This window comes from Stenotrophomonas sp. K-6, from assembly GCF_056861555.1.
In genome coordinates this window covers 268,969-293,580 of record NZ_JBSPUC010000003.1, presented here as the reverse complement: position 1 = coordinate 293,580, position 24,612 = coordinate 268,969, and the positions used below count along the sequence as shown (strand labels likewise).

Annotated in this window: 14 protein-coding genes and 1 pseudogene; 9 read left to right on the top strand and 6 right to left on the bottom strand. The window is 66.4% G+C overall.

Annotated elements, in window-relative coordinates:
* The first annotated feature begins 44 nt into the window (after positions 1–44).
* Complete coding sequence (locus AC13F7_RS11710; RefSeq protein WP_483000477.1) at positions 45–626, top strand: DUF2939 domain-containing protein; 582 nt, start codon at positions 45–47, stop codon at positions 624–626.
* Between the two features lie 50 nt (positions 627–676).
* Here the strand turns inward: AC13F7_RS11710 and AC13F7_RS11705 are convergent, their stop codons facing one another.
* The 3 genes and pseudogenes from AC13F7_RS11705 to AC13F7_RS11695 form a co-directional block, all read right to left on the bottom strand.
* On the bottom strand, positions 677–1,624 hold the full coding sequence (locus tag AC13F7_RS11705) for a 5'-nucleotidase (RefSeq protein ID WP_026069966.1): 948 nt from the start codon (positions 1,622–1,624) through the stop codon (positions 677–679).
* A 79-nt stretch (positions 1,625–1,703) separates the two neighbouring features.
* On the bottom strand, positions 1,704–2,474 hold the full coding sequence (locus tag AC13F7_RS11700) for an NAD kinase (RefSeq protein WP_483000475.1): 771 nt from the start codon (positions 2,472–2,474) through the stop codon (positions 1,704–1,706).
* 275 nt (positions 2,475–2,749) lie between these two features.
* A pseudogene (locus AC13F7_RS11695) lies at positions 2,750–7,645 on the bottom strand (NAD-glutamate dehydrogenase); the annotation flags it as partial.
* 344 nt (positions 7,646–7,989) lie between these two features.
* Here AC13F7_RS11695 and AC13F7_RS11690 point away from each other — a divergent pair.
* From AC13F7_RS11690 to AC13F7_RS11680, 3 genes are read left to right on the top strand one after another with little or no spacing between them, the layout of a single operon-like run.
* Positions 7,990–8,649 carry a TetR/AcrR family transcriptional regulator gene (locus tag AC13F7_RS11690; RefSeq protein WP_483000473.1) on the top strand — a complete coding sequence of 220 codons (660 nt, stop codon included), beginning with the start codon at positions 7,990–7,992 and terminating at the stop codon, positions 8,647–8,649.
* Positions 8,649–9,926: an efflux RND transporter periplasmic adaptor subunit gene (locus AC13F7_RS11685; RefSeq protein ID WP_483000471.1), complete on the top strand. Its 1,278-nt coding sequence runs from the start codon at positions 8,649–8,651 to the stop codon at positions 9,924–9,926. The genes AC13F7_RS11690 and AC13F7_RS11685 overlap by 1 nt, the downstream gene beginning before the upstream one ends.
* Positions 9,927–9,941: 15 nt before the next feature.
* Positions 9,942–13,115 (top strand): multidrug efflux RND transporter permease subunit, encoded by a 3,174-nt coding sequence (locus tag AC13F7_RS11680; protein WP_483000469.1) that lies wholly within the window; start codon positions 9,942–9,944, stop codon positions 13,113–13,115.
* 240 nt (positions 13,116–13,355) lie between these two features.
* Here AC13F7_RS11680 and AC13F7_RS11675 read toward each other — a convergent pair whose 3' ends face one another.
* Both AC13F7_RS11675 and AC13F7_RS11670 read right to left on the bottom strand, forming a co-directional pair.
* Entirely contained in the window at positions 13,356–13,649 is a 294-nt protein-coding gene (locus AC13F7_RS11675) for a hypothetical protein (RefSeq protein ID WP_481470814.1), read from the bottom strand.
* A gap of 103 nt (positions 13,650–13,752) precedes the next feature.
* Positions 13,753–14,901, bottom strand: a complete 1,149-nt coding sequence (locus tag AC13F7_RS11670) for an acyl-CoA dehydrogenase family protein (protein WP_483000464.1) — start codon at positions 14,899–14,901, stop codon at positions 13,753–13,755.
* A gap of 149 nt (positions 14,902–15,050) precedes the next feature.
* Between AC13F7_RS11670 and AC13F7_RS11665 the strand changes: the two genes are divergently transcribed.
* The 5 genes from AC13F7_RS11665 to AC13F7_RS11645 all read left to right on the top strand — a co-directional run bounded on the left by AC13F7_RS11665 (position 15,051) and on the right by AC13F7_RS11645 (position 22,476).
* Positions 15,051–15,980: an ArsR/SmtB family transcription factor gene (locus tag AC13F7_RS11665; RefSeq protein ID WP_046274305.1), complete on the top strand. Its 930-nt coding sequence runs from the start codon at positions 15,051–15,053 to the stop codon at positions 15,978–15,980.
* Positions 15,981–15,989: 9 nt separating this feature from the next.
* Complete coding sequence (locus AC13F7_RS11660) at positions 15,990–17,096, top strand: homocysteine S-methyltransferase family protein (protein ID WP_483000460.1); 1,107 nt, start codon at positions 15,990–15,992, stop codon at positions 17,094–17,096.
* Between the two features lie 63 nt (positions 17,097–17,159).
* Entirely contained in the window at positions 17,160–19,844 is a 2,685-nt protein-coding gene (gene metH / locus AC13F7_RS11655) for a methionine synthase (protein WP_483000457.1), read from the top strand.
* Between the two features lie 14 nt (positions 19,845–19,858).
* Entirely contained in the window at positions 19,859–21,049 is a 1,191-nt protein-coding gene (locus tag AC13F7_RS11650; protein ID WP_483000453.1) for an MFS transporter, read from the top strand.
* An 89-nt stretch (positions 21,050–21,138) separates the two neighbouring features.
* Positions 21,139–22,476, top strand: a complete 1,338-nt coding sequence (locus AC13F7_RS11645; protein WP_483000451.1) for an amidohydrolase family protein — start codon at positions 21,139–21,141, stop codon at positions 22,474–22,476.
* A 54-nt stretch (positions 22,477–22,530) separates the two neighbouring features.
* Here AC13F7_RS11645 and AC13F7_RS11640 read toward each other — a convergent pair whose 3' ends face one another.
* Positions 22,531–24,606: an acyltransferase family protein gene (locus AC13F7_RS11640; protein WP_483000449.1), complete on the bottom strand. Its 2,076-nt coding sequence runs from the start codon at positions 24,604–24,606 to the stop codon at positions 22,531–22,533.
* Between the last annotated feature and the right edge of the window lie 6 nt (positions 24,607–24,612).

The following is a 24,612-nucleotide window of genomic DNA, read 5'->3' as shown; positions in this document are numbered from 1 at the left end:
ACCCGCTGCGGCAGGCTGGACCAGATGAGGACGAGGCAGACCCAATGAAGAAAGTGCTCTGGTTGACGGCCGCGGTGCTGCTGGTACTTGCGGGTGTGCTGTTCAGCGGCCCCTACGTGACCGTGCATGGCCTCAGCCGCGCGATCGAACAGCGCGATACCGCCACGCTCGACCGCTACGTGGATTTTCCGATGCTGCGCGCCAATCTGCGGGCGCAGCTGAGCGACTACGTGGTGCGCCGCGCCGGGCCGGACCTGCAGTCCAGTCTGTTCGGCGCGTTGCTGCTGTCGGCTGGTGACCGGCTCAGCGCGACCGCCGTGGACGCGCTGGTGACCCCGACCGGCATCGGTGCGCTGCTGGAGGGGCACACCCTGTGGAAACGCGCCAGCAACGACCTGGACAGCCCCAGCAACGACGCCTATGCCGCGCCACGGCCGGCGCGGCCCCTGAAGGGCGCCACCCACCATTTCGAGTCGCTGTCGCGGTTCACCGCCACCACCTACACGCCGCAGGGCGCACCGGTGGTCTTCGTCCTGCAGCGCTCTGGTCTGCGTTGGCGGCTGGTCGACATCCGTCTGCCGCTGAATCCTGACACCACCGCGCCGTCGGTCCTGCCGATCCAGTAGGTCCCCACCGTTGGTGGGTACATGGGCCGCGCGCACATCGGGGCGATGCATCAACCGCCGTTGGCAACCCCGTGCGGCACATGCCCGGCGGCCACGCTCTGGTGTTGCAGCGCGCTGTCGATGTTGTGCTGGGAATCGTCGAAGAAGATGTCCGCGCCGAAGGCTTCCAGGAACGGGCCCTTGTGGCGGCCACCGAGGAACAGCGCTTCGTCCAGGCGCACACCCCATTCGCGCAGCGTGCGGATCACGCGCTCGTGCGCGGGCGCCGAGCGTGCCGTCACCAGAGCGGTGCGGATCGGCGCATCCTCGCCCGAGGGGAACACCGCCTGCAGCGTATGCAGGGCCGACAGGAAGTTGCGGAACGGCCCGCCGCTGAGCGGCTCGCGGGCGTTCTCGCGCTCATGGCGGCCGAACGCTTCCACGCCCTGCTCGCGGGAAATGCGCTCGCTCTCGTCCCCAAAGATCACCGCATCCCCATCGAAGGCGATGCGCAGCTGGCCCAGCGGGCGACCGAGGTCGACCTGCTCGGCTGCGGCAATCGTCTCGCCCGGCGGCTTGGGCAGGATGGTCGCCGCCGCGATCCCGTGCAGCAGCGCACGGCGCACCGATTCCGGGTTGGCCGACAGGAACAGATCGGTGCCGAAGGGCTTCACATACGGCCAGGTCGGCTCGCCCGCAGTAAAGGTCGCGCGGATGATGCCCAGGTCGTAGTGCTGGATCGAATTGAAGATGCGCAGGCCGGTATCGGCCGAGTTGCGCGACAGCAGGATCACTTCCACCCGCGGCTGTTCCGGCGACTGGCCCTGGTTGAGCGCGAGCAGCTTGCGCACCACCGGGAAGGCCACGCCGGGGCGCAGCACATCATCTTCGTGCTTGCGCTGGTACTCGGCGTAGGCATCGACGCCTTCGGCCTCGAACAACGCGTGGCCCTCTTCCAGATCGAACAGGGCCCGCGAGGTCACGGCAACGGTCAGCAAACGGGGGGTGTTGTCGCCCATGGCAATCAGCAATCCAATGCGGCCGCAGCGGCCGGCCAGCCATTCTCCCACAGTGCATGGCCACCACGGCCGTGCACCGTCAGAACATGAACTGCTCGCTCAGGATGCGGTCTTCCAGATTGTGTTCCGGGTCGAACAGCATGGTGACCCGGCGCTCGCGCGATTCGCGGATGGTCACCTCCACCACATCACGGGTTTCGTGCGAATCGGCGGTGACGCTGACCGGGCGCTTATAGGGATCGAGCACGCGGAAACGCACTTCCGTGGCGGCCTTGAGGATCGCGCCCCGCCAGCGGCGCGGGCGATACGGGGCCAATGGCGTCAGTGCAATGGTGTGCGAGCCCAGCGGCAGGATCGGGCCATGCGCGGAATAGTTGTACGCCGTGCTGCCGGCCGGGGTGGCGACCAGCACGCCATCGCCGATCAGCTCGGCCACGCGCTCCTGGCCGTTGAGGTCGATGCCGATATGCGCGGCCTGGCGGGTCTGGCGCAGCAGCGATACGTCGTTGTAGGCGAGCGACCCGGTGGTGGTGCCGGACTCGGTCAGGGCCAGCATCTCCAGCGGCCGCAGGTTGGCCGGCTCGGCGGCCGCCAGGCGCGCGGGCAGATCGTCATCACGGAACTGGTTCATCAGAAAACCGACCGTGCCCAGCTTCATGCCAAACACCGGCTTGTCCAGCGACCCGTAGCGATGCAGGGTCTGCAGCAGAAAGCCATCCCCCCCCAGCGGGCACAGCACCTCGGCCTGCTCGGGCGTGTAGTCGCCATAGCGGGCACGCATCTGTGCCAGCGCGAGCTGCGCCGCTTCAGCGGAGCTGGCCAGAAAGGCGATACGGGGGGTGTCGCTCATCGGTGAATCCGGGTGGGGTATGCCGGCAAGAGCATAACCGTTCGTGCCGGCTGCGGGCCGGCACGCTCGGAAACGAAAACGGCCCCGCCGAAGCGGAGCCGTGTGTTTCTCATGCAAGGCCGTTATCAGCCCCCGCTAATCCCTCTGGAGCAGAGCCCCCCTGAGTCAGGGGGGCGCGCCGAAGGCGCGGGGGTCTGGACGCATGGTTTGCATGGGGCCCACGGCTTGCAGAGCAAACCGTGGGGCGCCAGCGCGAATGCGCTCACGCACCATGCTTACGCACCATGCGAGGCCAGCTGACCCAGGCGCTGCACCGCGACCGAAACGGTCGGGTAGTCCAGGGTTTTCTGCTCGGCCAGTTCGGCCAGCATCGCCAGCGTGAAGCGCAGGCTGCTGTCATCGCGGCCCATCCAGGCGGCAACCTTTGCTTCGGCGTTGCTGCCCTTCATCGACAGGACCTGGGCAGCCAGGTTGCGATGGTGAGCGGCCAGCTCGTCGCGCAGCACGCCACGGGCCACGGCGTGCCAGCGGCCGTTGACCTCCAGCGCGTCGATCTGCTCGAACAGCCACGGCAGCTGCAGGGCGTCGCCCAGGCGGAAGTGGACCTTGGAGACGTCCACCGGCTTGAGCTTGCGGGTGCGGGCCAGTTCGATGATGTCGAACGCCGGCTCCAGGAACTGCAGTTCCGAAAGCTGCTGCGACAACGCCGGCGGCAGACCCTTGTCCTTCCACTCCTGCACGCTGGCCTCGTAGGCCGGGCGCTGCGAATCCGGCAGCACGCCGGAGGCGTCGCGGATGTCGTTGAATGCGGCCTGGTAGCGGTTGACGGCTTCGGTGATGCCCGGCATGGCGCCCGGGCGCGAGAGCAGCCAGCGCACGAACGAGCGCTGCAGCTTCCAGATCACTTCCAGCGCGTCGATCTGCACCGACTCCGGCAGCGTGCCGTCGAGGGCGTCGATCTGTGCCCACAGCGCGCGTGCGTCCAGCGTTTCACGGCTGATCGTGTACGCCTTGGCCACCTCGGCCACGGTGCGACCGGTATCTTCCTGCATGCGCATCAGGAAGGTGGCGCCCATGCGGTTGATGGTCTGGTTGGTCACGGCCGTGGCGATGATTTCGCGCTTCAGGCGGTGACGCTCCATCGCATCGGCGTACTTCTTCTGCAGCGGCGTCGGGAAGTAGCGCTGCAGCTCCTTGGACAGGTACGGATCTTCCGGGATGTCCGACTCGAGCAGCTGCTGGAAGGCCACCAGCTTGGAGTAGGACAACAGCACCGACAGTTCCGGACGGGTCAGGCCCTGGCCACGCGCCTTGCGTGCGGACAGTTCCGCATCCGAAGGCAGGTACTCGATCTGGCGATCCAGCAGACCCTGCTGTTCCAGAGTGCGGATGAAGTGCTGCTTGGAACCCAGGCGCTTGACCGCCATGCGCTCCATCAGGCTCAGCGCCTGGTTCTGACGGTAGTTGTCCATCAGCACCAGCGCGGCCACTTCGTCGGTCATCGAGGCCAGCAGCTTGTTGCGCTGTTCGACGGTCAACTTCTTGGCCCGCACCACATCATTGAGCAGGATCTTGATGTTGACTTCGTGATCGGAGGTGTCCACACCGGCCGAGTTGTCGATGAAGTCGGTGTTGAGCAGCACGCCGGCCTGGGCGGCTTCGATACGGCCGAGCTGGGTCATGCCCAGGTTGCCGCCCTCGCCCACCACCTTGCAGCGCAGCTCGCCGCCATTGACGCGCAGCGCGTTGTTGGCGCGGTCGCCGACATCGCTGTGCTGCTCGCTGGCCGCCTTGACGTAGGTGCCGATGCCGCCGTTCCACAGCAGATCGACCGGCGCCTTGAGGATCGCGCTCATCAGATCGTTCGGCGCCATCGACTTGACGCCGTCGTCCAGGCCCAGTGCCTCACGCACCTGCGGGGTGATCTCGATCGACTTCAGCGTGCGCGGGAAGATACCGCCGCCCTTGCTGATCAGCTTGGCATCGTAATCGGCCCAGCTGGAGCGCGGCACGGTGAACAGACGCTCGCGCTCGACGAAGGTCGTGGCCGCATCCGGGTTCGGGTCCAGGAAGATGTGGCGGTGATCGAACGCCGCGACCAGGCGGATGTGGCGCGACAACAGCATGCCGTTGCCGAACACGTCGCCGGACATGTCGCCCACACCGACCGCGGTGAAGTCCTGGCTCTGGCTGTCACGGCCCAGCGCACGGAAGTGGCGCTTGACCGACTCCCACGCACCGCGAGCGGTGATGCCCATGCCCTTGTGGTCGTAACCGACCGAGCCGCCGGAGGCGAACGCATCGCCCATCCAGAAGCCGTGCGCCACGGCCAGGCCGTTGGCGATGTCGGAGAAGGTCGCGGTGCCCTTGTCGGCCGCCACCACCAGGTACGGGTCGTCCATGTCGTGGCGGACCACATCCACCGGCGGCACGATCTTGTTGTTGACGATGTTGTCGGTGATGTCCAGCAGGCCCTGGATGAACAGCTTGTAGCAGGCCACGCCGTTGGCGAACACCGCATCACGGTCACCGTTGACCGGCGGCATCTTGGCGAAGAAGCCGCCCTTCGCGCCGACCGGCACGATCACGGTGTTCTTGACCATCTGTGCCTTGACCAGGCCCAGCACTTCGGTGCGGAAGTCTTCGCGACGGTCCGACCAGCGCAGGCCACCACGGGCCACGGCACCAAAGCGCAGGTGGGTACCTTCCACGCGCGGGCCATACACGAAGATTTCGCGGTACGGACGCGGCTTGGGCAGGTCCGGCACCAGCGCCGAATCGAACTTGAAGCTGATGACGTGGCCCGGACGGCCCTCGGCATCGGTCTGGTAGTAACTGGTGCGCAGGGTCGCATCGATCACGCCCATGAAGCTGCGCAGGATGCGGTCTTCATCGAGGCTGGAGACGCGGTCCATCAGCTTGAGCAGCGCATCGCGCGCGGCATCCATCTGCACGGTGCGGTCGCCCTTGCGCGCATCGACCACGGTCTTGAGCACTTTCAGGGTGGCTTCGTCACCGCCGGCGAGCACGGTCAGGTGCGCGCGCAGCTGGGCCTGGCCCTCGGCGATCGCGTCCTTGCTCTCGTTGCCGGTGGCCGGATCAAAGCGGGCTTCGAACAGCTCCACCAGCAGGCGGGCCAGCAGCGGGTAACGGGTGAAGGTGCCTTCCACATAGGCCTGCGAGAACGGCACGCCGGTCTGCAGCAGATACTTGCAGTAGCCACGCAGCATCGCGACCTGGCGCCAGTGCAGACCGGCCGCGAGCACGAGGCGATTGAAACCATCGTTCTCGGCATCGCCGTGCCACACGCGGGCAAAGGTTTCACCGAAGGCGGCATCGACGCTCGGCGCGTCGATCGCACCCGCCACCGATTCCACTTCGAAGTCCTGCACGTACACCGGGGCGTTGTCGACCGTCAGACGGTACGGGCGCTCGGAGATCACGCGCAGGCCCATGTTTTCCATCATCGGCAGCGCATCGGACAGCGGGATGTCATCCAGCTGGCGATACAGCTTCAACCGCAGGCCATCGCCTTCGTCGCGATGCACGGCCTGCAGGCTCAGACGCAGATCGTCCGGGCCGGTCAGCGCATCGAGCTGGCTGACGTCGTTGGCGGCAATTTCGGTGCTGGAGTCTTCGATGTAGCCGGCCGGCAGTGCCTTGCCGATACGTGCGGCGATGCGCAGGCCTTCGGTTTCACCGTGGCGGGCCACCAGCGCCTCGCGCAGATCGTCCTGCCAGTTGCGCAGCACCTGGGCAAGCTTCTGCTCCAGTGCGCTGGTATCCACTTCCAGGGACTGGCCAGCCTTGGGGCGCACGATCAGGTGGACCTGGGCCAGCGGCGATTCACCGAGCACGACCGAGCTGTCCACGTACTCGCCCTGCAGGGCGTCCTTGAGCATGGCTTCGATGCGCAGGCGCACATCGGTGTTGAAACGTTCGCGCGGCAGGTACACCAGCGCGGAGATGAAACGGCTGTACTTGTCGCGGCGCAGGAACAGGCGGCTGCGCACGCGCTCCTGCAGGCCCAGCACGCCCATGGCGGTGCGGAACAGCTCGTCCTCGCTGGACTGGAACAGCTCTTCGCGCGGCAGGGTTTCCAGGATGTGGCGCAGGGCCTTGCCGCTGTGGCTGCTCGGTGCCAGGCCGGACTTGCTCATCACGTACTCGTGGCGCTGGCGCACCAGCGGGATCTCCCACGGGCGGCGGTTGTAGGCGCTGGAGGTGAACAGGCCCAGGAAGCGCTGCTCGCCGATGATCTTGCCCTTGGCGTCGAATTCCAACACGCCGATGTAATCCATGTAGCCGGCGCGATGCACGCGCGAACGGGCATTCGTCTTGGTCAGGATCAGCGCGTCCTTCAAGCCGGTAGTAGCGTTGAGGCCCTGCGCGGCGAGCGTCTTGACCGGACGTGCGGCGGACTTGTCCTGCCCGCGCATCAGGCCCAGGCCGGTGTCGTTGAGCGGCGCCAGCACGTCTTCCTTGCCCTGCTTCTCCACGCGGTACTCGCGGTAGCCGAAGAAGGTGAAGTGGTTGTCGGCGGCCCAGCGCAAGAATTCCTGCGCTTCGGCGCGCGAAGCGGCATCCACCGGCAGCTGGCGGCTGCCCAGGTCGTCGGCCAGGCTCTGCGCCTTGGCACGCATCGCGTCCCAATCGCGGACGATGGCACGCACCTCGTCCAGCGCCTTGATGATCGCCTTCTCGACGTCGGCCATGGCGTCGGCCGGCTGGCGGTCGATCTCCAGCAGCATCACCGATTCGGCGGTGCCGTCGCTGACACCGGTCAGCTTGCCGGCCTTGTCACGGGCAAAGCGGATCACCGGGTGTCCCAGCACATGCACGCCCACGCCATGCTCGGCCAGCGACATCGTCACCGTGTCGACCAGGAACGGCATGTCGTCGTTGACGATCTGCAACACCGTATGCGGCGACTCCCACCCGTTGCTCTTCAGCGTCGGGTTGAACACGCGGACGTTGGCCTTGCCGGACTTGCGCACACGCGCGAATTCCAGCGTGTCCGCTGCCAGTGCGGCCCACTCCTCCGCGCTGTGGTGCGGGAACTCGTCCGCCTCCATGCGCTTGTAGAAGTCGGCGGCAAAAGCCACTGCCTCGGCCTGCCCGGCCGACGGGTAGCGCTTGCGCAAGGCCGTGTACACCGGCTCCAGCGAGAAGCCCACTGGCGAAACAGTCTGCGTATCGGCTGGTTTGGATTTGTTTTTCACGGTCTTGGCTGCTGGTTTTTGCGGTTTCATGACGGAGCGGTGCGTGATGCTCAGTTGGGAAAATGAAATTGTAGGCCTACCGCACAGAAATACCTTGCTGCAGGACGGAATAAGGTCTTTCGGGTTGGGTCCCGTTTACATCGGGCGCTTCAATCCGACGCGGTACGGAGGATCGCGTTGAAGCGCTGCACAGCGCAGCATCGGCCGCTTCGATTGCAACTTGACGTTGGGTATCAAAAACCGCCGAAAATCAAGGCTTCTACAATTCTGAACTGGACGGTATAGTCCACCCCGTGACTCCCCCACCCCCCGCCGCCAGCTCCCTGGACGCGCGCGATCACCGCGTGTTCGATGCCGTGCGCGAGCTGCTGGCCAGCCAGGGCATGCAATTGAGCATGGACGCGGTGGCACAGCACGCGGGATGTTCCAAGCAGACCCTCTACAGCCGCTATGGCAATAAACAGGAACTGCTCAAGCGGGTGATGCAGCGGCACGTCTGCCGCGCCACCGCCGGGCTGCGCTCACTCGACGGTGACGACCTGCGCGGCAGTCTGCTGCGGTTCGCCAACGACTATCTGGATCACTTCAACCAGCCGCATGTGGTCCAGGCCCGCCGCCTGATCGCCGCCGAGTCCAGTCAGTTCCCGCAGGAAGCCCGTACGCTCTACCAGGACGGTGCCGGAGCCTTGGCACTTCACGTTTCTGAATGGCTGGCAACCCGTTCCGCCGAGGGTCAGCTGAGGCATGACGACCCGCACTTCATGGCCGAACTGCTATTGAGCATGATCGCCGGCTTGGATTTCGAGAAACAGCGCTTCCATATCCCCCACCGCGATGACGCCGCCGTGCGCCGCCGCTGGGCAGAATTCTCCGTCGACAGCTTCCTGCGCGCGTTCGCTGCGCCCGATGCAGCCACGGCTTCGTATTCAAACCAACACCGGAGCTTCTCCTGATGATCGCCCCACTCCGCACCCTTGCCCTGACGTGCGCAGTCGCCCTTGCGTTGACCGCCTGCAAAAAGGAAGAGCAGCAGGCCCCGCCGCCGCCGGAGGTGGGCGTGATCGAGGCCAAGCCGCAGACCCTGCCGCTGCAGCGTGAGCTCGTCGGCCGTCTGTCGCCGTTCCGCAGCGCCGATGTGCGTGCCCGCGTGCCGGGCGTGCTGCTCAAGCGCGTCTATCAGGAAGGCTCGGATGTGAAGGAAGGCCAGGTGCTGTTCCTGATCGACCCGGCCCCGTTGCGCGCAGCACTCAATGCCTCCCAGGCCGAACTGGTCTCGGCCCAGGCCACCGCCGCGAACGCCAGGGCCGCCGCCAACCGCGCCCGCTCGCTGGCCCCGCAGGCTTACGTTTCCAAGTCCGATCTGGACGCGGCCGAAGCCACCGAGCGCACCGCCGCGGCGGCCGTGCAGCAGGCGCAGGCCTCGCTGGCCAGCGCGCGGATCAACCTTGGCTATGCCGAAGTGCGCTCGCCGATCAGCGGCCGCGCTGGCAAGCAGCAGGTCACTGAAGGTGCGCTGGTCGGCCAGGGGGATGTGACCCTGCTGACCACCGTGGACCAGCTCGACCCGCTGTACGTGAACTTCTCGATGAGCGTGGATGAGCTGACCCAGATGCGCGCGGCGCAGGCCAAGGGCGCACTGGCCCTGAGCGGTGACGGCAAGTCCACCGTGCAGGTGAAGCTGGCTGACGGCACGGTCTACGACCAGCCGGGCACCCTGGATTTCTCCTCGACCACGGTTGACCCGGCCACCGGCGCAGTCTCGCTGCGTGCGGTGCTGCCGAACCCGCAGCAGATCCTGCTGCCGGGCGCCTTCGTCAGCTTCCAGGCGACGCTGGGTGAGCGCAACAACGCCTACCTGGTCCCGCTGCAGGCACTGCAGCGCGACACCACCGGCGGCTACGTCCTGGTGGTGGGCAAGGACGGCAAGGTCGCCCGCAAGAATGTGAAGAGCGAAGGCCAGCAGGGCAGCAACTGGCTGGTCAGCGGTGGTCTGGATGCCGGCGATCAGGTCATCGTGGCCGGCGTGCAGAAGGTCAAGGAAGGCGAACCGGCCAAGGCCGCTCCGTGGAACCCGGCCGCCGGCAACGGCAATGGCCAGGCCCCGGCGGGTGCTGCTCCAGCAGGCGCCCCTCCGGCGGCTGCCGCCAAGCCTGATGCCGCGGCCGCCCCGGCCGATGCCGCCGCCGCAACGTCCGACGCCGCTCCGGCTGCCGAACCGAACAAGCAATAACGGGAATCCTCCGTCATGCCTAAATTTTTCATTGAACACCCGGTATTCGCCTGGGTGGTCGCGATCCTGATCTCGCTTGCGGGCGTGATCTCGATCCTGGGTCTGGGCGTGGAGTCCTACCCGAGCATCGCGCCTCCCCAGGTGACGGTGAGCGCCACCTACCCCGGCGCCAGCGCCGACACCGCCGAAAAGTCGGTCACCCAGGTGATCGAGCAGCAGCTGACCGGTATCGATCACCTGCTGTACTTCAGCTCCTCCTCGGCCTCCAACGGCCGCGTCACCATCACCCTGACCTTCGAAACCGGCACCGATGCCGATATCGCCCAGGTCCAGGTGCAGAACAAGGTTTCGCTGGCGACCCCTCGCCTGCCGACCGAAGTGACCCAGCAGGGCGTGGTGGTGGCCAAGGCCAACGCCGGCTTCCTGATGGTGGTGGCCCTGCAGTCCGACAGCGCCTCGATCGACCGCGATGCGCTGAACGACATCGTCGGCTCGCGCGTGCTCGACCAGATCTCGCGTATCCCCGGCGTGGGCAGCACCCAGCAGTTCGGCTCCGAGTACGCCATGAACATCTGGCTCAACCCGGAAAAGATGCAGGGCTACGGCCTGTCCGCCACCCAGGTGCTGGCCGCGATCAAAGACCAGAACGTGCAGTTCGCCGCCGGTTCGCTGGGCTCGGATCCCTCGCCGGAAGGTCACTACTTCACCGCGACGGTCTCGGCCGAAGGCCGCTTCAGCTCGCCGGAGGAGTTCGAGAACATCATCCTGCGCGCCAATCCCGACGGCTCGCGCGTGCTGCTCAAGGACATCGCCCGGATTGCCTTTGGTGCGAACAACTACGGCTTTGATACCCAGTACAACGGCAAGCCGACCGGTGCCTTCGCCATCCAGCTGCTGCCCGGCGCGAATGCGCTGAACGTGGCCAATGCGGTCACCTCGAAGATGGACGAGCTCAAGCCGAGCTTCCCGGCCGGTGTCAGCTGGTTCTCGCCGTACGACAGCACCACCTTCGTGAAGATCTCGATCGAGGAAGTGGTCAAGACCCTGATCGAAGCGGTCGTGCTGGTGTTCCTGGTGATGCTGATCTTCCTGCAGAACTTCCGCGCCACGCTGATCCCGACCCTGGTCATCCCGGTCGCGCTGCTGGGTACGTTCCTGGGCATGAGCATCATCGGCTTCACCATCAACCAGCTGACGCTGTTTGCGATGGTGCTGGCGATCGGCATCGTGGTCGATGACGCCATCGTGGTCATCGAGAACGTCGAGCGAATCATGACCGAGGAGAAGCTGCCGCCCAAGGCAGCCACCCAGAAGGCCATGACCCAGATCACCGGCGCCGTGGTGGCGATCACCGTCGTGCTGGCCGCGGTGTTCATTCCGTCCGCCCTGCAGGGTGGCGCCGCCGGTGAGATCTACAAGCAGTTCGCGCTGACCATCGCCATCGCGATGGCCTTCTCGGCCTTCCTGGCCCTGGGCTTCACCCCGGCGCTGTGCGCGACCCTCCTCAAGCCGACGCATAACGACAACCCGAACATCGTCTACCGCACCTTCAACAAGTACTACGACAAGGTCAGCAACACCTACGTGGGCCACATCACCTCGGCGGTGAAGCATGCCCCGCGCTGGATGATCCTGTTCGTGGTGCTGACCGTGCTGTGCGGTTTCCTGTTCACGCGCATGCCGGGCAGCTTCCTGCCCGAAGAAGACCAGGGCTACGCGCTGGCGATCGTGCAGCTGCCGCCGGGCTCGACCAAGTCGCAGACCAACCACGCCTTTGCCCAGATGCGCGGCATCCTGGAAAAGCAGGATGGCTTTGAAGGCATGCTGCAGGTGGCCGGTTTCAGCTTCGTCGGTTCCGGTGAAAACGTGGGCATGGGCTTCATCCGCCTCAAGCCCTGGGCGGACCGCGACATCACGGTGCCCGAGTTCATCAACAACATGAACGGCGCGTTCTACGGCATCAAGGAAGCACAGATCTTCGTGGTCAACCTGCCGACCGTGCAGGGCCTGGGCCAGTTCGGTGGCTTCGACATGTGGCTGCAGGACCGTGGCGGCGTGGGCTATGAGCAGCTGACGCAGGCCCGCAACATTCTGCTCGGCAAGGCGGCGCAGGAAAGCGATCTGCTGACCGGCGTGCGCCCCAACGGCCTGGAAAACGCCCCGCAGCTGCAGTTGCACGTAGACCGTGTGCAGGCGCAGACCATGGGCCTGTCGGTGTCGGACGTGTACAGCACCATCCAGCTGATGCTGGCCCCGGTGTACGTCAACGACTTCTTCTATGAAGGCCGCATCAAGCGCGTGACCCTGCAGGCCGATGGTCCGTACCGCACCGGTGCGGAATCGTTGAACAGCTTCTACACGCCCAGCACGCTGCAGACCAACCCCGACGGCACGCAGGCGATGATCCCGCTGAGCACCGTGGTGAAGTCCGAGTGGGTGTCCGCACCGCCGTCGCTGAGCCGCTACAACGGCTATTCGGCGGTCAACATCGTCGGCTCGCAGGCGGCCGGGCGCAGCTCGGGCGAAGCGATGCAGGCGATGGAGCGGATCGTCAACGACGACCTGCCGGCCGGCTTCGGCTACGACTGGTCGGGCATGTCCTACCAGGAAATCCTGGCCGGCAACGCCGCGACCCTGCTGCTGGTGCTGTCCATCGTGGTGGTGTTCCTCTGCCTGGCCGCGCTGTATGAAAGCTGGTCGATCCCGGTGGCGGTGCTGCTGGTGGTGCCGCTGGGTGTCCTCGGCGCCCTGGCCTTCTCGCTGGCACGTGGCCTGCCGAACGATCTGTACTTCAAGATCGGCCTCATCACGGTGATCGGCCTGGCCGCGAAGAACGCGATCCTGATCGTGGAGTTCGCGGTGGAGCAGCGGGCTGCGGGCAAGAACCTGCGCGAGGCGACCATCGAAGCCTCCCGCCTGCGGTTCCGCCCGATCCTGATGACCTCGTTCGCCTTCATCATGGGCGTGGTGCCGATGGCCATCTCCACCGGTGCCGGCGCCAACGCGCGTCACGCGATCGGTACCGGCGTGATCGGCGGCATGGTGTTCGCCACCTTCCTCGGTCTGCTGATGATCCCGGTGTTCTTCGTGGTGGTCCGCCGCATGCTGGGTGACAAGCTGGACGAACCGTCCAAGGAGTTCCTGGAACGCCAGGGCGAAGCCAACACGGCGCACCGTCCGGATCGTTGAGGGATTGGGGCAGCCCCGGCTGCCCCTCCGGTAGGTGACCACCGTGGGTGGTCACACTGAAACGAAAAAGCCCCGGCGCGAGCCGGGGCTTTTGCGTGTGCGGTGCGTGCCGGTTAATGCGGCTCACGCCAGGCATGCATATGGGGACGAGGTAGTGCCGGCCGCTGGCCGGCTGCTCCGGGCACCCGCGAGACAAGGACCGCCTGGTTGCCGGCCAGCGGCCGGCACTACCACATGGTCTCAGCGCAGCAGCGCCACCGCTGCACAGGCGACCACGATCGCCAGCGACGGCCACTGCATCGGCAGGTAGAAGAAGTGATGGCGGGCAGGCTCGCCTTCACCGCGCGGGCCGCGGTTGAGCACCATGCCCAGCACGACATTGATCGCTGCGCCGATGCCGAAGCCGATCAACAGCTGCGCCAGCGAGGTATTACCTTTGGCAACAGCAGGATCGGGCCACAGCCACATCAGCAGCAACAACGCGACGATGGGGGTAATCAGGGTCAAGAACCCTGCGCCTCGATAAATAACCATGGGATGACCTGCAGAACGGGACCGCACATTCTGCACTACCCCACGTGCCGACCAACGGTCGGCACCTAGCAGCGGCGCCAGAATGGCGCCGCCTTCCCATCGATCAGCGCAGACCGGTTTCGTTACGCGCGATCACCAAGCGCTGGATTTCCGAGGTGCCCTCGTAGATCTCGGTGATCTTGGCATCACGGAAGTAGCGCTCCAGCGGCATTTCCTTGGAATAGCCCATGCCGCCGTGGATCTGCACGGCCTGGTGGGTGATCCACATGGCCGCCTCGGAGGCGGTCAGCTTGGCGATCGCCGCTTCATTGCTGAAGCGCTTGCCCTGGCCCTTCACCCATGCCGCGCGCAGCGTCAGCAGCATCGCTGCGTCCAGCTTGCACTTCATGTCGGCGATCTTGGCCTGGGTCATCTGGAACGTGCCGATCGCCGCGCCGAAGGCCTTGCGGTCCTTCACGTATTCGATCGTCGCTTCGTACGCCGCACGGGCGATGCCGATCGCCTGCGAGGCGATGCCGATACGGCCGGCATCGAGCACCCCCATGGCGATCTTGAAGCCCTCGCCTTCCTTGCCCAGTACGTCGTCGGCGTCCGCCACGTAGTCCTGGAACTCGATTTCGCAGGTCGCCGAGGCACGGATGCCCAGCTTCGGCTCGGTCTTGCCGCGGTGGAAGCCGGCCTTGTCGGTGTCGATCATGAAGGCGGTGATGCCTCGCGAGCCCTGTTCCGGATCAGTCATCGCAAACAGCACGATGTACTTGGCCACCGGGCCGGAGGTGATCCAGCTCTTCTTGCCGTTGATCACGTAGGTGCCGTCGTCCTGCTTGACCGCGCGGCAGCGCATGGCCGTCGCATCGGAACCGGACTGCGGCTCGGTCAGCGCGAACGCGCCGATGGCCTCGCCCTCGGCAATGGCGCGCACGTACGTCTGCTTCTGCGCTTCGCTGCCGTGGGTCAGGATGCCGTTGCAGAACAGCGAGTTGTTCACCGACATGATCGTCGAATGCGCAGCGTCTCCAGCGGCGACCTCCACCATCGCCAGGACGTAGGCGATCGGGTCCATGCCCGCACCGCCGTAGGCTTCGGGCACTTCAATGCCCATCAGACCGTTCTCGCCGAGCAGGCGGATGTTCTCCAGCGGGAACTCGCCGGTGCGGTCGTGGTGTTCGGCGCTGGGCGCGATTTTCTCCTGCGCGATTCGGCGCGCAACGTCCTGCAGCATCAACTGCTCTTCGGTAAAGCTGAAATCCACAACACCCTCCCGGGTACAGAGTGATAAGGGCCGCAGTGCGCGCGGCCCGGTCCGGCGATTGTACCGGGGGGGCGGGAAAAGGACGCCTGACTTGACCGGACCGCTGCCAAAGGACGAAAATATCTCTATATCGCGATAGGTAGATATTTATGGATCTCGAGGACTGGTCCGTCCGGCTGAAAGTGTTCGCCGACGCCACCCGGGTGCGCCTGCTGGCGCTGCTGGAACAGGAAGAACTCACCGTGGCCGAGCTGTCGGCCATCACCACGCTGGCGCAGCCGCGGGTGTCCACCCACCTGGCCCGACTCAAGGAAGCCGGCCTGGTACGCGACCGTCGCTCCGGCGTCTCGGCGTATTACCGCTTCGATGACGCCGCGCTGGATCCCGCGCAGCGCGCATTGTGGCATGCCCTGAGCACCGGCAGCGACGACCCGCTGCTGCGCCAGGATGCTGAACGCGTGGCGGCCGTCATGGCCAGCCGCGCGGCCGACCAGAACTGGGCTGACAGCGTCGCTGGCGACATGGAACGGCATTATTCCCCGGGCCGCACCTGGGAGGCGCTGGCACGCACCGCGCTGCCGCTGCTGGAAACCGGTGACGTGCTCGATATCGCCTCCGGCGACGGCGTACTGGCCGAACTGGTCGCCCCGCATGCCAAGCGCTACGTCTGCATCGACACCAGCGCGCGCGTGGTCGCCGCCGCCAGCGAGCGCCTGCGCCGGCTGGCCAACGTGGAAGTGCGCGAGGGCGACATGCATGCCCTGCCCTTCCCTGACCAGAGCTTTGATCTGGTGGTGCTGATGCACGCACTGACCTATGCGGCCAAGCCGGCCCAGGCCGTTGCCGAAGGCGCGCGCGTGTTGCGTCCGGGCGGTCGCCTGCTGCTGTGCAGCCTGGCCCGTCACGAACATCGTGCGGCGGTGGATGCCTATGGCCACGTCAACCTCGGCTTCAGCGACAAGGAACTGCGCAAGTTCGTGGAGAAGGCCGGCCTGGTCGTCTCCAGCCTGGAAACCGTGACCCGCGAGAAGCGCCCGCCGCATTTCGAAGTCATTTCGCTGATTGCCAGCAAGCCCTGAGGTCTGCCCATGTCGTCCCTGCCCTGGCTCCACCCCGACCGCGTACATGCGCTGGAAACGGCGCTGGCCCAGCGCATCCTGATCATCGATGGCGCCATGGGCACGATGATCCAGCGGCATGGGCTGGAAGAGGACGACTACCGCGGCGAGCGTTTCGCCGAGGGTTACGACCATCAGCACGGGCCCGGCTGCGATCATGCCGGGGCCGGTGACACGCCGCAGGGGCATGACCTGAAGGGCAACAACGACCTGCTGCTGTTGACCCGGCCCGAGGTGATCGGCGGCATTCACACCGCGTACCTGGAGGCCGGCGCCGATCTGGTCGAGACCAATACGTTCAATGCGACCTCGGTCAGCCAGGCCGACTACCACCTTGAACATCTGGTCTACGAGCTCAACAAGGCCGGCGCCGCGGTAGCACGCGCCTGCTGTGATGCGGTCGCGGCGACCACGCCGGGCAAGCCGCGGTTCGTGATCGGCGTGCTCGGCCCGACCAGCCGCACCGCCTCGATCAGCCCGGACGTGAACGATCCCGGCTTCCGCAACACCAGCTTCGATGCCCTGCGCGAGACTTACCGCGAAGCCATCGATGGCCTGATCGACGGTGGCGCCGACACCCTGATGGTGGAAACCATCTTCGACACGCTCAACGCCAAGGCTGCGCTGTTCGCCATCGAAGAGGTCTTCGATGCCCGCGGCGGGCGGCTGCCGGTGATGATCTCCGGCACGATCACCGATGCCTCCGGCCGCACCCTCTCCGGGCAGACGGCCGAGGCGTTCTACGCCTCGGTCGCGCACGGCCGGCCACTGTCGATCGGGCTGAACTGCGCGCTCGGTGCCAGCGACATGCGGCCGCACGTGGAGACCCTGTCCACCGTGGCCGAGTGTCTGGTCAGTGCGCATCCCAATGCCGGCCTGCCCAACGCCTTCGGCGAGTACGACGAAACCCCGGAAGAAATGGCCACCACGCTGCGCGAATTCGCCAGCGCCGGCCTGCTCAACCTGGTGGGCGGCTGCTGCGGCACCACCCCGGCCCACATCCGTGCCATCGCCGACGCGGTGGCGGACCTGCCGCCGCGCCGCCTGCCCGCACCACCGCTGGAAGATGCGGCATGACCGCGTCCGCCCCACGTTCCCGTTGTCGTTGACCCTCCTCCGCCAGCCCGTGCCAGCCTGCCCATGACGTCTTCCCGCCACACCCGCCTGTCCGGCCTCGAGCCGCTGGTGATCACCCCGGACCTGCTGTTCGTCAACATCGGTGAGCGCACCAACGTCACCGGCAGCGCGCAGTTCCGCAAGCTGGTGAAGGAAGAGCGCTACGAAGAAGCGGTGGAAGTGGCGCGCCAGCAGGTCGCCAACGGCGCGCAGATCCTCGACGTCAACATGGACGAGGGCCTGATCGATTCCGAAAAGGCGATGACGCGCTACCTCAACCTGATCATGTCCGAGCCGGACATCGCCCGGATTCCGGTGATGGTCGATTCCTCCAAATGGAGCGTGATCGAGGCCGGGCTGAAGTGCCTGCAGGGCAAGAGCGTGGTCAACTCGATCTCGCTCAAGGAAGGCGAAGCGCAGTTCATCGAACAGGCGCGCAAGGTGCTGCGTTACGGCGCGGCGGCCGTGGTGATGGCCTTCGATGAAGAGGGCCAGGCCGATACCTGCGCGCGCAAGGTCGAAATCTGTACCCGCGCCTACCGGATCCTGACCGAGCAGGTCGGCTTCCCGCCGCAGGACATCATCTTCGACCCGAACATCTTCGCCGTGGCCACCGGCATCGAAGAGCACGACAACTACGCGGTCGATTTCATCGAAGCCACCCGCATCATCAAGCGCACCCTGCCGCACTGCCATGTGTCCGGCGGCGTCTCGAACGTGTCGTTCTCGTTCCGCGGCAATGAAACCGTCCGCCAGGCGATCCACTCGGTGTTCCTGTTCCATGCCATCGGCGCGGGCATGGACATGGGCATCGTCAACGCCGGTGCGATGCCGATCTACGACGATCTGGATGCCGAGCTGCGCGAGCGCGTGGAGGACGTGATCCTCAACCGCCGCAGCGATGGCACCGAACGCCTGCTGGAGATCGCCGAACGCTACAAGGGCAAGAAAGGCGAAGTGCGCGGCGAAGACCTGGCCTGGCGCGAAAAGCCGGTCAACGATCGCCTTGCCCATGCGCTGGTGCACGGCATGGATGCGTGGGTCGAGCAGGACACCGAAGAAGCGCGTGCGCGCTCGACGCGTCCGCTGGATGTGATCGAAGGGCCGCTGATGGATGGCATGAACATCGTGGGTGACCTGTTCGGCGCCGGCAAGATGTTCCTGCCGCAGGTAGTCAAATCCGCACGCGTGATGAAGAAGGCGGTGGCCTACCTGCTGCCCTACATCGAGGCGGAAAAGGCCCGCAGCGGTGACACCGCCAAGAGCAACGGCAAGATCATCATGGCCACGGTCAAGGGTGACGTGCACGACATCGGCAAGAACATCGTCGGCGTGGTCCTGGCCTGCAACAACTTCGATGTGGTCGATCTGGGCGTGATGGTGCCGGCGCAGAAGATCCTGGATGCCGCACGCGCGGAGAACGCGGACATCATCGGCCTGTCCGGGCTGATCACGCCCTCGCTGGAAGAAATGAGTCATGTCGCCCGCGAAATGGAGCGGCAGGGCTTCACGATGCCGCTGATGATCGGCGGTGCGACCACCTCCCGCGCACACACCGCCCTGAAGATCGACCCGCACTACAAGGCGCCCACGGTGTGGGTGAAGGACGCCTCGCGCGCGGTCGGCGTGGCGCAGTCGTTGATTTCGCGAGAGCTGCGCGATGCGTTCGTGGCCGCCAACGAGGCCGACTACGCCGACATCCGCCAGCGACACCGCAACCGCGGTGATGCCAAGCGGTTGGTCACGCTGGCCAAGGCGCGCTCCCAGCGCTTCACCGGTGATTGGGCGAACTACACTCCTCCTGCGCCGCGCAAGCCGGGCCTGCATGTGCTCGATGATTACCCGCTGGCCGATCTGGTCGAGGTGATCGACTGGACGCCGTTCTTCCAGGCCTGGGAACTGGCCGGCAAGTTCCCGGCGATCCTGACCGATGAGATCGTCGGGCCCCAGGCGACCGATCTGTACAAGGACGCCCGCGCGATGCTCACCCGCATCGTCGAGGAGAAGTGGCTGACCGCCAAGGCCGTGTTCGGCCTGTGGCCGGCCAACAGCGTCGGCGATGACGTGCACCTGCGCACCGACGACGGCCCGGCCGTGCTGCACTTCCTGCGCCAGCAGGTGGACAAGCCGGTCGAACGCCCGGATTTCTGCCTGGCCGATTTCATCGCCCCGGCCAACAGCGGCAAGCAGGACTGGATCGGTGCATTCGCGGTGACCGCCGGCATCGGCATCGATCCGCACGTGGCCCGCTTCGAGGCCGACCACGACGATTACAACGCGATCCTGCTCAAGGCCCTGGCCGATCGTCTCGCCGAAGCCCTGGCCGAGCGGCTGCACCAGCATGTGCGCATGGATTACTGGGGATATCAGCCCGATGAGCAGCTGGACAACGAATCGCTGATCGCCGAGAAGTACGCCGGCATCCGCCCTGCACCCGGCTACCCGGCCTGCCCCGAGCACAGCGAGAAAGCCACGCTGTTCCGCCTGCTCGATGCCGAACGCAACGCGGACATGCAGCTGACCGAGAGCTTTGCGATGCTGCCCACTGCGGCGGTCTCGGGCTACTACTTCAGCCACCCGCAAAGCCAGTATTTCGTGGTAGGCCGGGTCACCCGCGAGCAGGTAGTGGACTACGCCAAACGCAAAGGCGTGGACCGCGTGCAGGCCGAGCGCTGGCTGGCCTCCAACCTGGATTACGATCCGGAATGAGTGCGTCACCCCGCATGACCGCCCTCCCCCGCGACGCCGTACCGGCCGTCCGCCTGTCGTCGTTCTACCTGTTCTATTACGCTGCCCTCGGCGCGTTCACGCCGTACTGGTCGTTGTTCCTGACCTCGCGCGGCATGAGCGTGACCGCGATCAGCGTGATGATGGGCATCTGGTATGCCACCCGCATCGTGGCGCCCACCACCTGGACCTCCCTCGCTGCCGCCTCGCCGCGCCCGATCTTCTGGCTGCGGCTGGGCTGCGTGCTCACCCTGCTCACGTTCTGCGCCTTCCTGCTGCCGTTGCCGCAGCCGTGGCTGTACCCGGCGATGATCGCGTTCTGCTTCTTCTACAACGCGGTGATGCCGCAGTTCGAATCCATCACGCTCACCCACCTGGGCAGCGACAGCCACCGCTACGGGTTGATCCGGGTGTGGGGCTCGCTGGGCTTCATCGCCGTGGTGATGCTGTTCGGCTGGATCATCGAAGGTGATGGCGGCGCCGGCAATGCGCACCTGCTGCCGTGGCTGATGCTGCCGCTGTTCGGCCTGCTCACCGCCTCGGGTTTTGCCAACCACTACGCACGCAACCTGCAGCGCAGCGACGGCGACGCGAGCGGGTTCTGGGCGATCGTGCGCAAACCGCAGGTGCTGGCATTCTTCCTGGCTGCCTTCATGGAGCAGCTCTCGTTCGGCCCGTACTACACGTTCTTCTCGGTCTACATGGATCACCACGGCTATGCGACCTCCACCCTGGGCGTGCTGTGGACGGTCGGGGTGGTGTTCGAAGTGGGGGTGTTCTTCACCATCGGCCGCTTCTTCCGCCGCTATGACGCCAGCTGGATGCTGCTGATCGCTCTGCTCAGTTCCACCGTGCGCTGGGCCGTGACCGCGCTGTTCCCGGAAAATCTGCCAGTGATGCTGGTTGCCCAGACCGCGCATGCGCTCGGTTTTGCCGCCTTCTTCGCCGCGGCGATGCAGATGCTGGCGACCTACTTTCCCGGGCGCCTCAACGGCCATGGCCAGGGCCTGCTGTACGGCTTCTCCTCAGGCGTCGGCGGCGTGCTCGGCGCGCTGATCGCGGGCCAGCTGTGGCCGATCGATCAGGGCCATACCGCGTTCCTCGCGGGCAGCGGGTTTGCGCTGGCCGGCGCGCTGCTGTGCTTCTTCGCGATCAGCCTGCCGCTGCTGCGGGCGCGCACGCGCTGATCGTCCGTTCCTGGTAATGCTGGCCACTGGCCGGCAACCCTATCCCCGGGATGGGGTAGGCTCAATGCTCCCCCTCACTGGAGCCGCTGATGCGACCGACCCGCCTGTGGGCGTTGCTGCTTGCCGCCACCACCACCCTGCCCGCCGCGGCAGCGCCGATCCTGTTCGAAAATGCGCGCGTCTTCGATGGCACGCGCGACCTCGGCATCACCTCCGTGCTGATCGACGGTGCGCGGATCGTGCATGTCGGCACGCCGCTGCCGGCGGCCGCCACCGGTGCCCGCCGCATCGATTACACCGGCAAGACCCTGTTGCCCGGCCTGGTCAGCGACCATGCCCACGTTGGCAATACGCAGGGACTGGAGCACGGCGACCGTTTCTACACCCATTACAACGTGGTGCGCGACCTGCGCCAGTTCCAGCGCTACGGCATCACCACGGTGACCGCGCTGGGCATGAACGGCGCGGACTTTTTCGCCATCCGCAAAGCGGTGAACGCCGATCCTCGGCTGGGGGCGCAGCTGTATGGCGCCGGCGGCGGTATCGGCGCCCCGGATGGCGCGCCTCCGGCCGATACCATGGGCCTGAGCCACGATCCGGTGGCGCGTCCGCGCAACGCAGAAGAGGCGCGCGCGGCCGTGGCCACCCAGCATGCCGATGGCGTGGACCTGATCAAGCTATGGGTGGACGACCTCGGTGGCAAACGTCCGATGATGACCCCGGAGGTGTACCGCGCCGCCATCGCCGAAGCGCATGCGCGCGGGCTCAAGGTCGCCGCGCACATCCACGATCTGGAGCAGGCCCGCGATCTGGTCGATGCCAAGGTGGACATCCTTGCCCACGGGATCCGCGACCGGGCGGTGGACCCGATGCTGGCGCGGAAGATGCGTGACCAGGGCACCTGGTACATCCCCACGATCGCCATTGATGAGGCCAACTACGCGTATGCCGAGCATCCGCAGGCCTTGCAGCAGCCCTTCCTGCGCCAGGCACTGCACGCCGATGTGCTCGCGCGCTGGTCGCAGCCGGAATGGCAGCGCACCCAACTGGCCGGCAGTGGGGTGCCGGCCGCACGCAAGGCAGTCGCCACCAATCTGGACAACGTGCGTCGCCTGCATGCGGCCGGGGTGAAGCTTGGCTTCGGCACCGATGCCGGCGCGATGCCGCAGCGGGTGATCGGCGTGGCCGAACATCGCGAACTGCAGCTGCTGGTGGAGGCCGGGCTGACGCCCTCCGAAGCGTTGCAGGCCGCCACCATGCAAGCGGCAGCCTTGCTGGGGCTGACCGACCGCGGCCGCATTGCCGCCGGCAAGCGCGCCGACCTGCTGGTGCTCGATGCCGATCCGCTGGTGGACATCGCCAACACGCAGCGCATTGGTGCGGTCTGGCAGGCGGGCGAAGAGGTCGCCGGGCCGATCACGGAGTAATGCCATCCGGGGGCGCTGCGATGCCAGCGCCCCACCGTGCCATCGGCCGTGCTGTCAGTGCGGCGTGGCCACCAGCGTTGCCTGCAACGAGGGCAGCAGCAGCCGATTGCCGTATCCGCTCAGATGGTCGCCATCGAAGAACAGCGGATGTCCGTCGCGCTGGGCACGGCAGGCGTCGGCGTCACACAGGATCGGCAACGGGTCCCAGATCACCGCACCGGGCAAGCCGGACGCCACCCGCCGCAGCGCGACCAGCGCCGGGGCGCGATAGTCGTCCATCCAGTCGCGTTGCACCTGCAGACCATTGCGGCACACCGTGTTGTCGGCGTTGAACCGATCCGAGCAGCGGTATGGCGGGGCGGGCAGTACCGGCTTGGGCGCTTCCAGCACCACGCGCACCCCAGCGTCGGCGAGCGGACGCCAGCTCGCGATCGCGCGCTCAGCCTCGGCCGCACGCCCAGCGTACCCCTGCTCGCTGTGTTCGCTCTCGCGCTGCTCGCGCGCGTCGAACAGGATGAACTGATCGGACAAACGCGGCACCCGCAGCGAGGCCAGCAGGACCACGTCGCCGGGCGTTGCGTGGCGTGCGATATCGGCACGCACCGCCGTGTCATAGCCTTGGCAGTCGGGCGCAGCCCAACGCCATTCCTGCAGGCCCAGCTGCGGGCAGCCGCCGCGGCCGTATTGCCACACCGTTGCGCCCGTCTCCAGCGCCAGGCGGCGCAGCAGTTCGTTATAGGCCATCGCGTGCGAATCGCCGGCCACGAACACGTTGCGCGGCATGCCCGGCGGCATCGGGCGATCACACTCACCGCGTGAGAACGTGCGGGCACGACCGGCCTCGAAGCGCGCCTTGCCCACCCGCAGTTCGCAGCCCGGGTAGTCTGCCGCAACGGACTTTCCGTCCGGGTACCAGTCCAGTGGATGGCGGCTGACCGTACTCAGCGACAGCCGTGCCGACTGGGAATACAGCACGGCCTGCAGGCCCCCGCCAATGAACAGGGCCGCCACGCCCACCACCACCCACCGGCGGGTGGTGAGGCGCTGCGACAACGGCCCGCGGAACGGCCGCTCGACCCAACGCCAGGACACCCAGGCCAGCAGCCCCACCACTGCTGTGGCGAACACGCGCTGGCCGACGGTCTCCACCCCTACCGTCCAGCGCATCAGCACGAACACCGGCCAATGCCACAGGTACAGCGAGTAGGACAACAACCCGATCCGCCGCAGCGGCGGGCTGGACAGAAGCCTGCCGATCAACGCTTGCGGGTGGTAATGCAAGGCCAGCAGCAGCCCGGCGCTACCCAGGACCGCCCAGAGTCCATCCGGCCAGGGCGAATGCCCTGCCCGCGCCGACCACAGGTTCCAGCCCAGCGCACCGAGTGCGACCAAGGCCAACAGCGACCATGCCAGCCGCGAACGGCCGGGCGCGCGCGCCGCCTCGGGATCGCGCTCGCGCAGATGCAGCCACTGGAACAGCAGCACGCCTGCACCGAGCTGCCAGAACCGGGTAGTCGTTGCATAGAACGCCCGCACTGCGTATTCCGGATGGCTGCCGGCATGGATGGCGTGCCCCAGGGACAGCGCGCTGGCCAGCGCGAACAGGCCCACGCTGATCGTGCGCCCGCGCCCTCCCCGGCTCCAGAACAGGAACAGCAGCGGGAACAGCAGGTAGAACTGCTCTTCCACGCCCAGCGACCAGGTATGGGTAAACGGGTTGAACTCCGCGCGCGGCGCGAAATAGTCGGTGCCTACGCCCACCAGTACCCAGTTGCTGAGGCCCACGAAGGCCATCAGACCGGTCATGTCACTGGCTTCGCTCAACCACGACTCGGGAATGAGCAGGACACTGGCCACACCGGTCAGCAGCAGGCAGCTCAGCAGCGCCGGCGCGATACGACGCAACCGACGCGAGTAGAAGCGCAGCAGCGACTGCCCCAACGGCAACGGCGGGAGCCGGTGCACCGAGGCACTGACCACGAAGCCGGAGATCACGAAGAACACGTCCACGCCGGTGAACCCACCGGGCAACCAGGCCGGGTCCAGGTGGAAGACGATCACCGCCAGCACCGCGATGGCACGCAGCCCGTCGATGTGCGGCACATAGCCGCGACTTGGGTCAGCCGTCATGCGCAT

Excerpts from the sequence above, each read along its gene's own strand:
- AC13F7_RS11665 (WP_046274305.1), top strand. The coding sequence starts at position 15,051 with ATGGATCTCGAGGACTGGTCCGTCCGGCTGAAAGTGTTCGCCGACGCC.
- AC13F7_RS11680 (WP_483000469.1), top strand. The coding sequence starts at position 9,942 with ATGCCTAAATTTTTCATTGAACACCCGGTATTCGCCTGGGTGGTCGCG.
- AC13F7_RS11685 (WP_483000471.1), top strand. The coding sequence starts at position 8,649 with ATGATCGCCCCACTCCGCACCCTTGCCCTGACGTGCGCAGTCGCCCTT.
- AC13F7_RS11705 (WP_026069966.1), bottom strand. The coding sequence starts at position 1,624 with ATGGGCGACAACACCCCCCGTTTGCTGACCGTTGCCGTGACCTCGCGG.
- AC13F7_RS11675 (WP_481470814.1), bottom strand. The coding sequence starts at position 13,649 with ATGGTTATTTATCGAGGCGCAGGGTTCTTGACCCTGATTACCCCCATC.
- AC13F7_RS11700 (WP_483000475.1), bottom strand. The coding sequence starts at position 2,474 with ATGAGCGACACCCCCCGTATCGCCTTTCTGGCCAGCTCCGCTGAAGCG.
- AC13F7_RS11650 (WP_483000453.1), top strand. The coding sequence starts at position 19,859 with ATGACCGCCCTCCCCCGCGACGCCGTACCGGCCGTCCGCCTGTCGTCG.
- AC13F7_RS11645 (WP_483000451.1), top strand. The coding sequence starts at position 21,139 with ATGCGACCGACCCGCCTGTGGGCGTTGCTGCTTGCCGCCACCACCACC.
- AC13F7_RS11660 (WP_483000460.1), top strand. The coding sequence starts at position 15,990 with ATGTCGTCCCTGCCCTGGCTCCACCCCGACCGCGTACATGCGCTGGAA.
- metH (WP_483000457.1), top strand. The coding sequence starts at position 17,160 with ATGACGTCTTCCCGCCACACCCGCCTGTCCGGCCTCGAGCCGCTGGTG.
- AC13F7_RS11710 (WP_483000477.1), top strand. The coding sequence starts at position 45 with ATGAAGAAAGTGCTCTGGTTGACGGCCGCGGTGCTGCTGGTACTTGCG.
- AC13F7_RS11640 (WP_483000449.1), bottom strand. The coding sequence starts at position 24,606 with ATGACGGCTGACCCAAGTCGCGGCTATGTGCCGCACATCGACGGGCTG.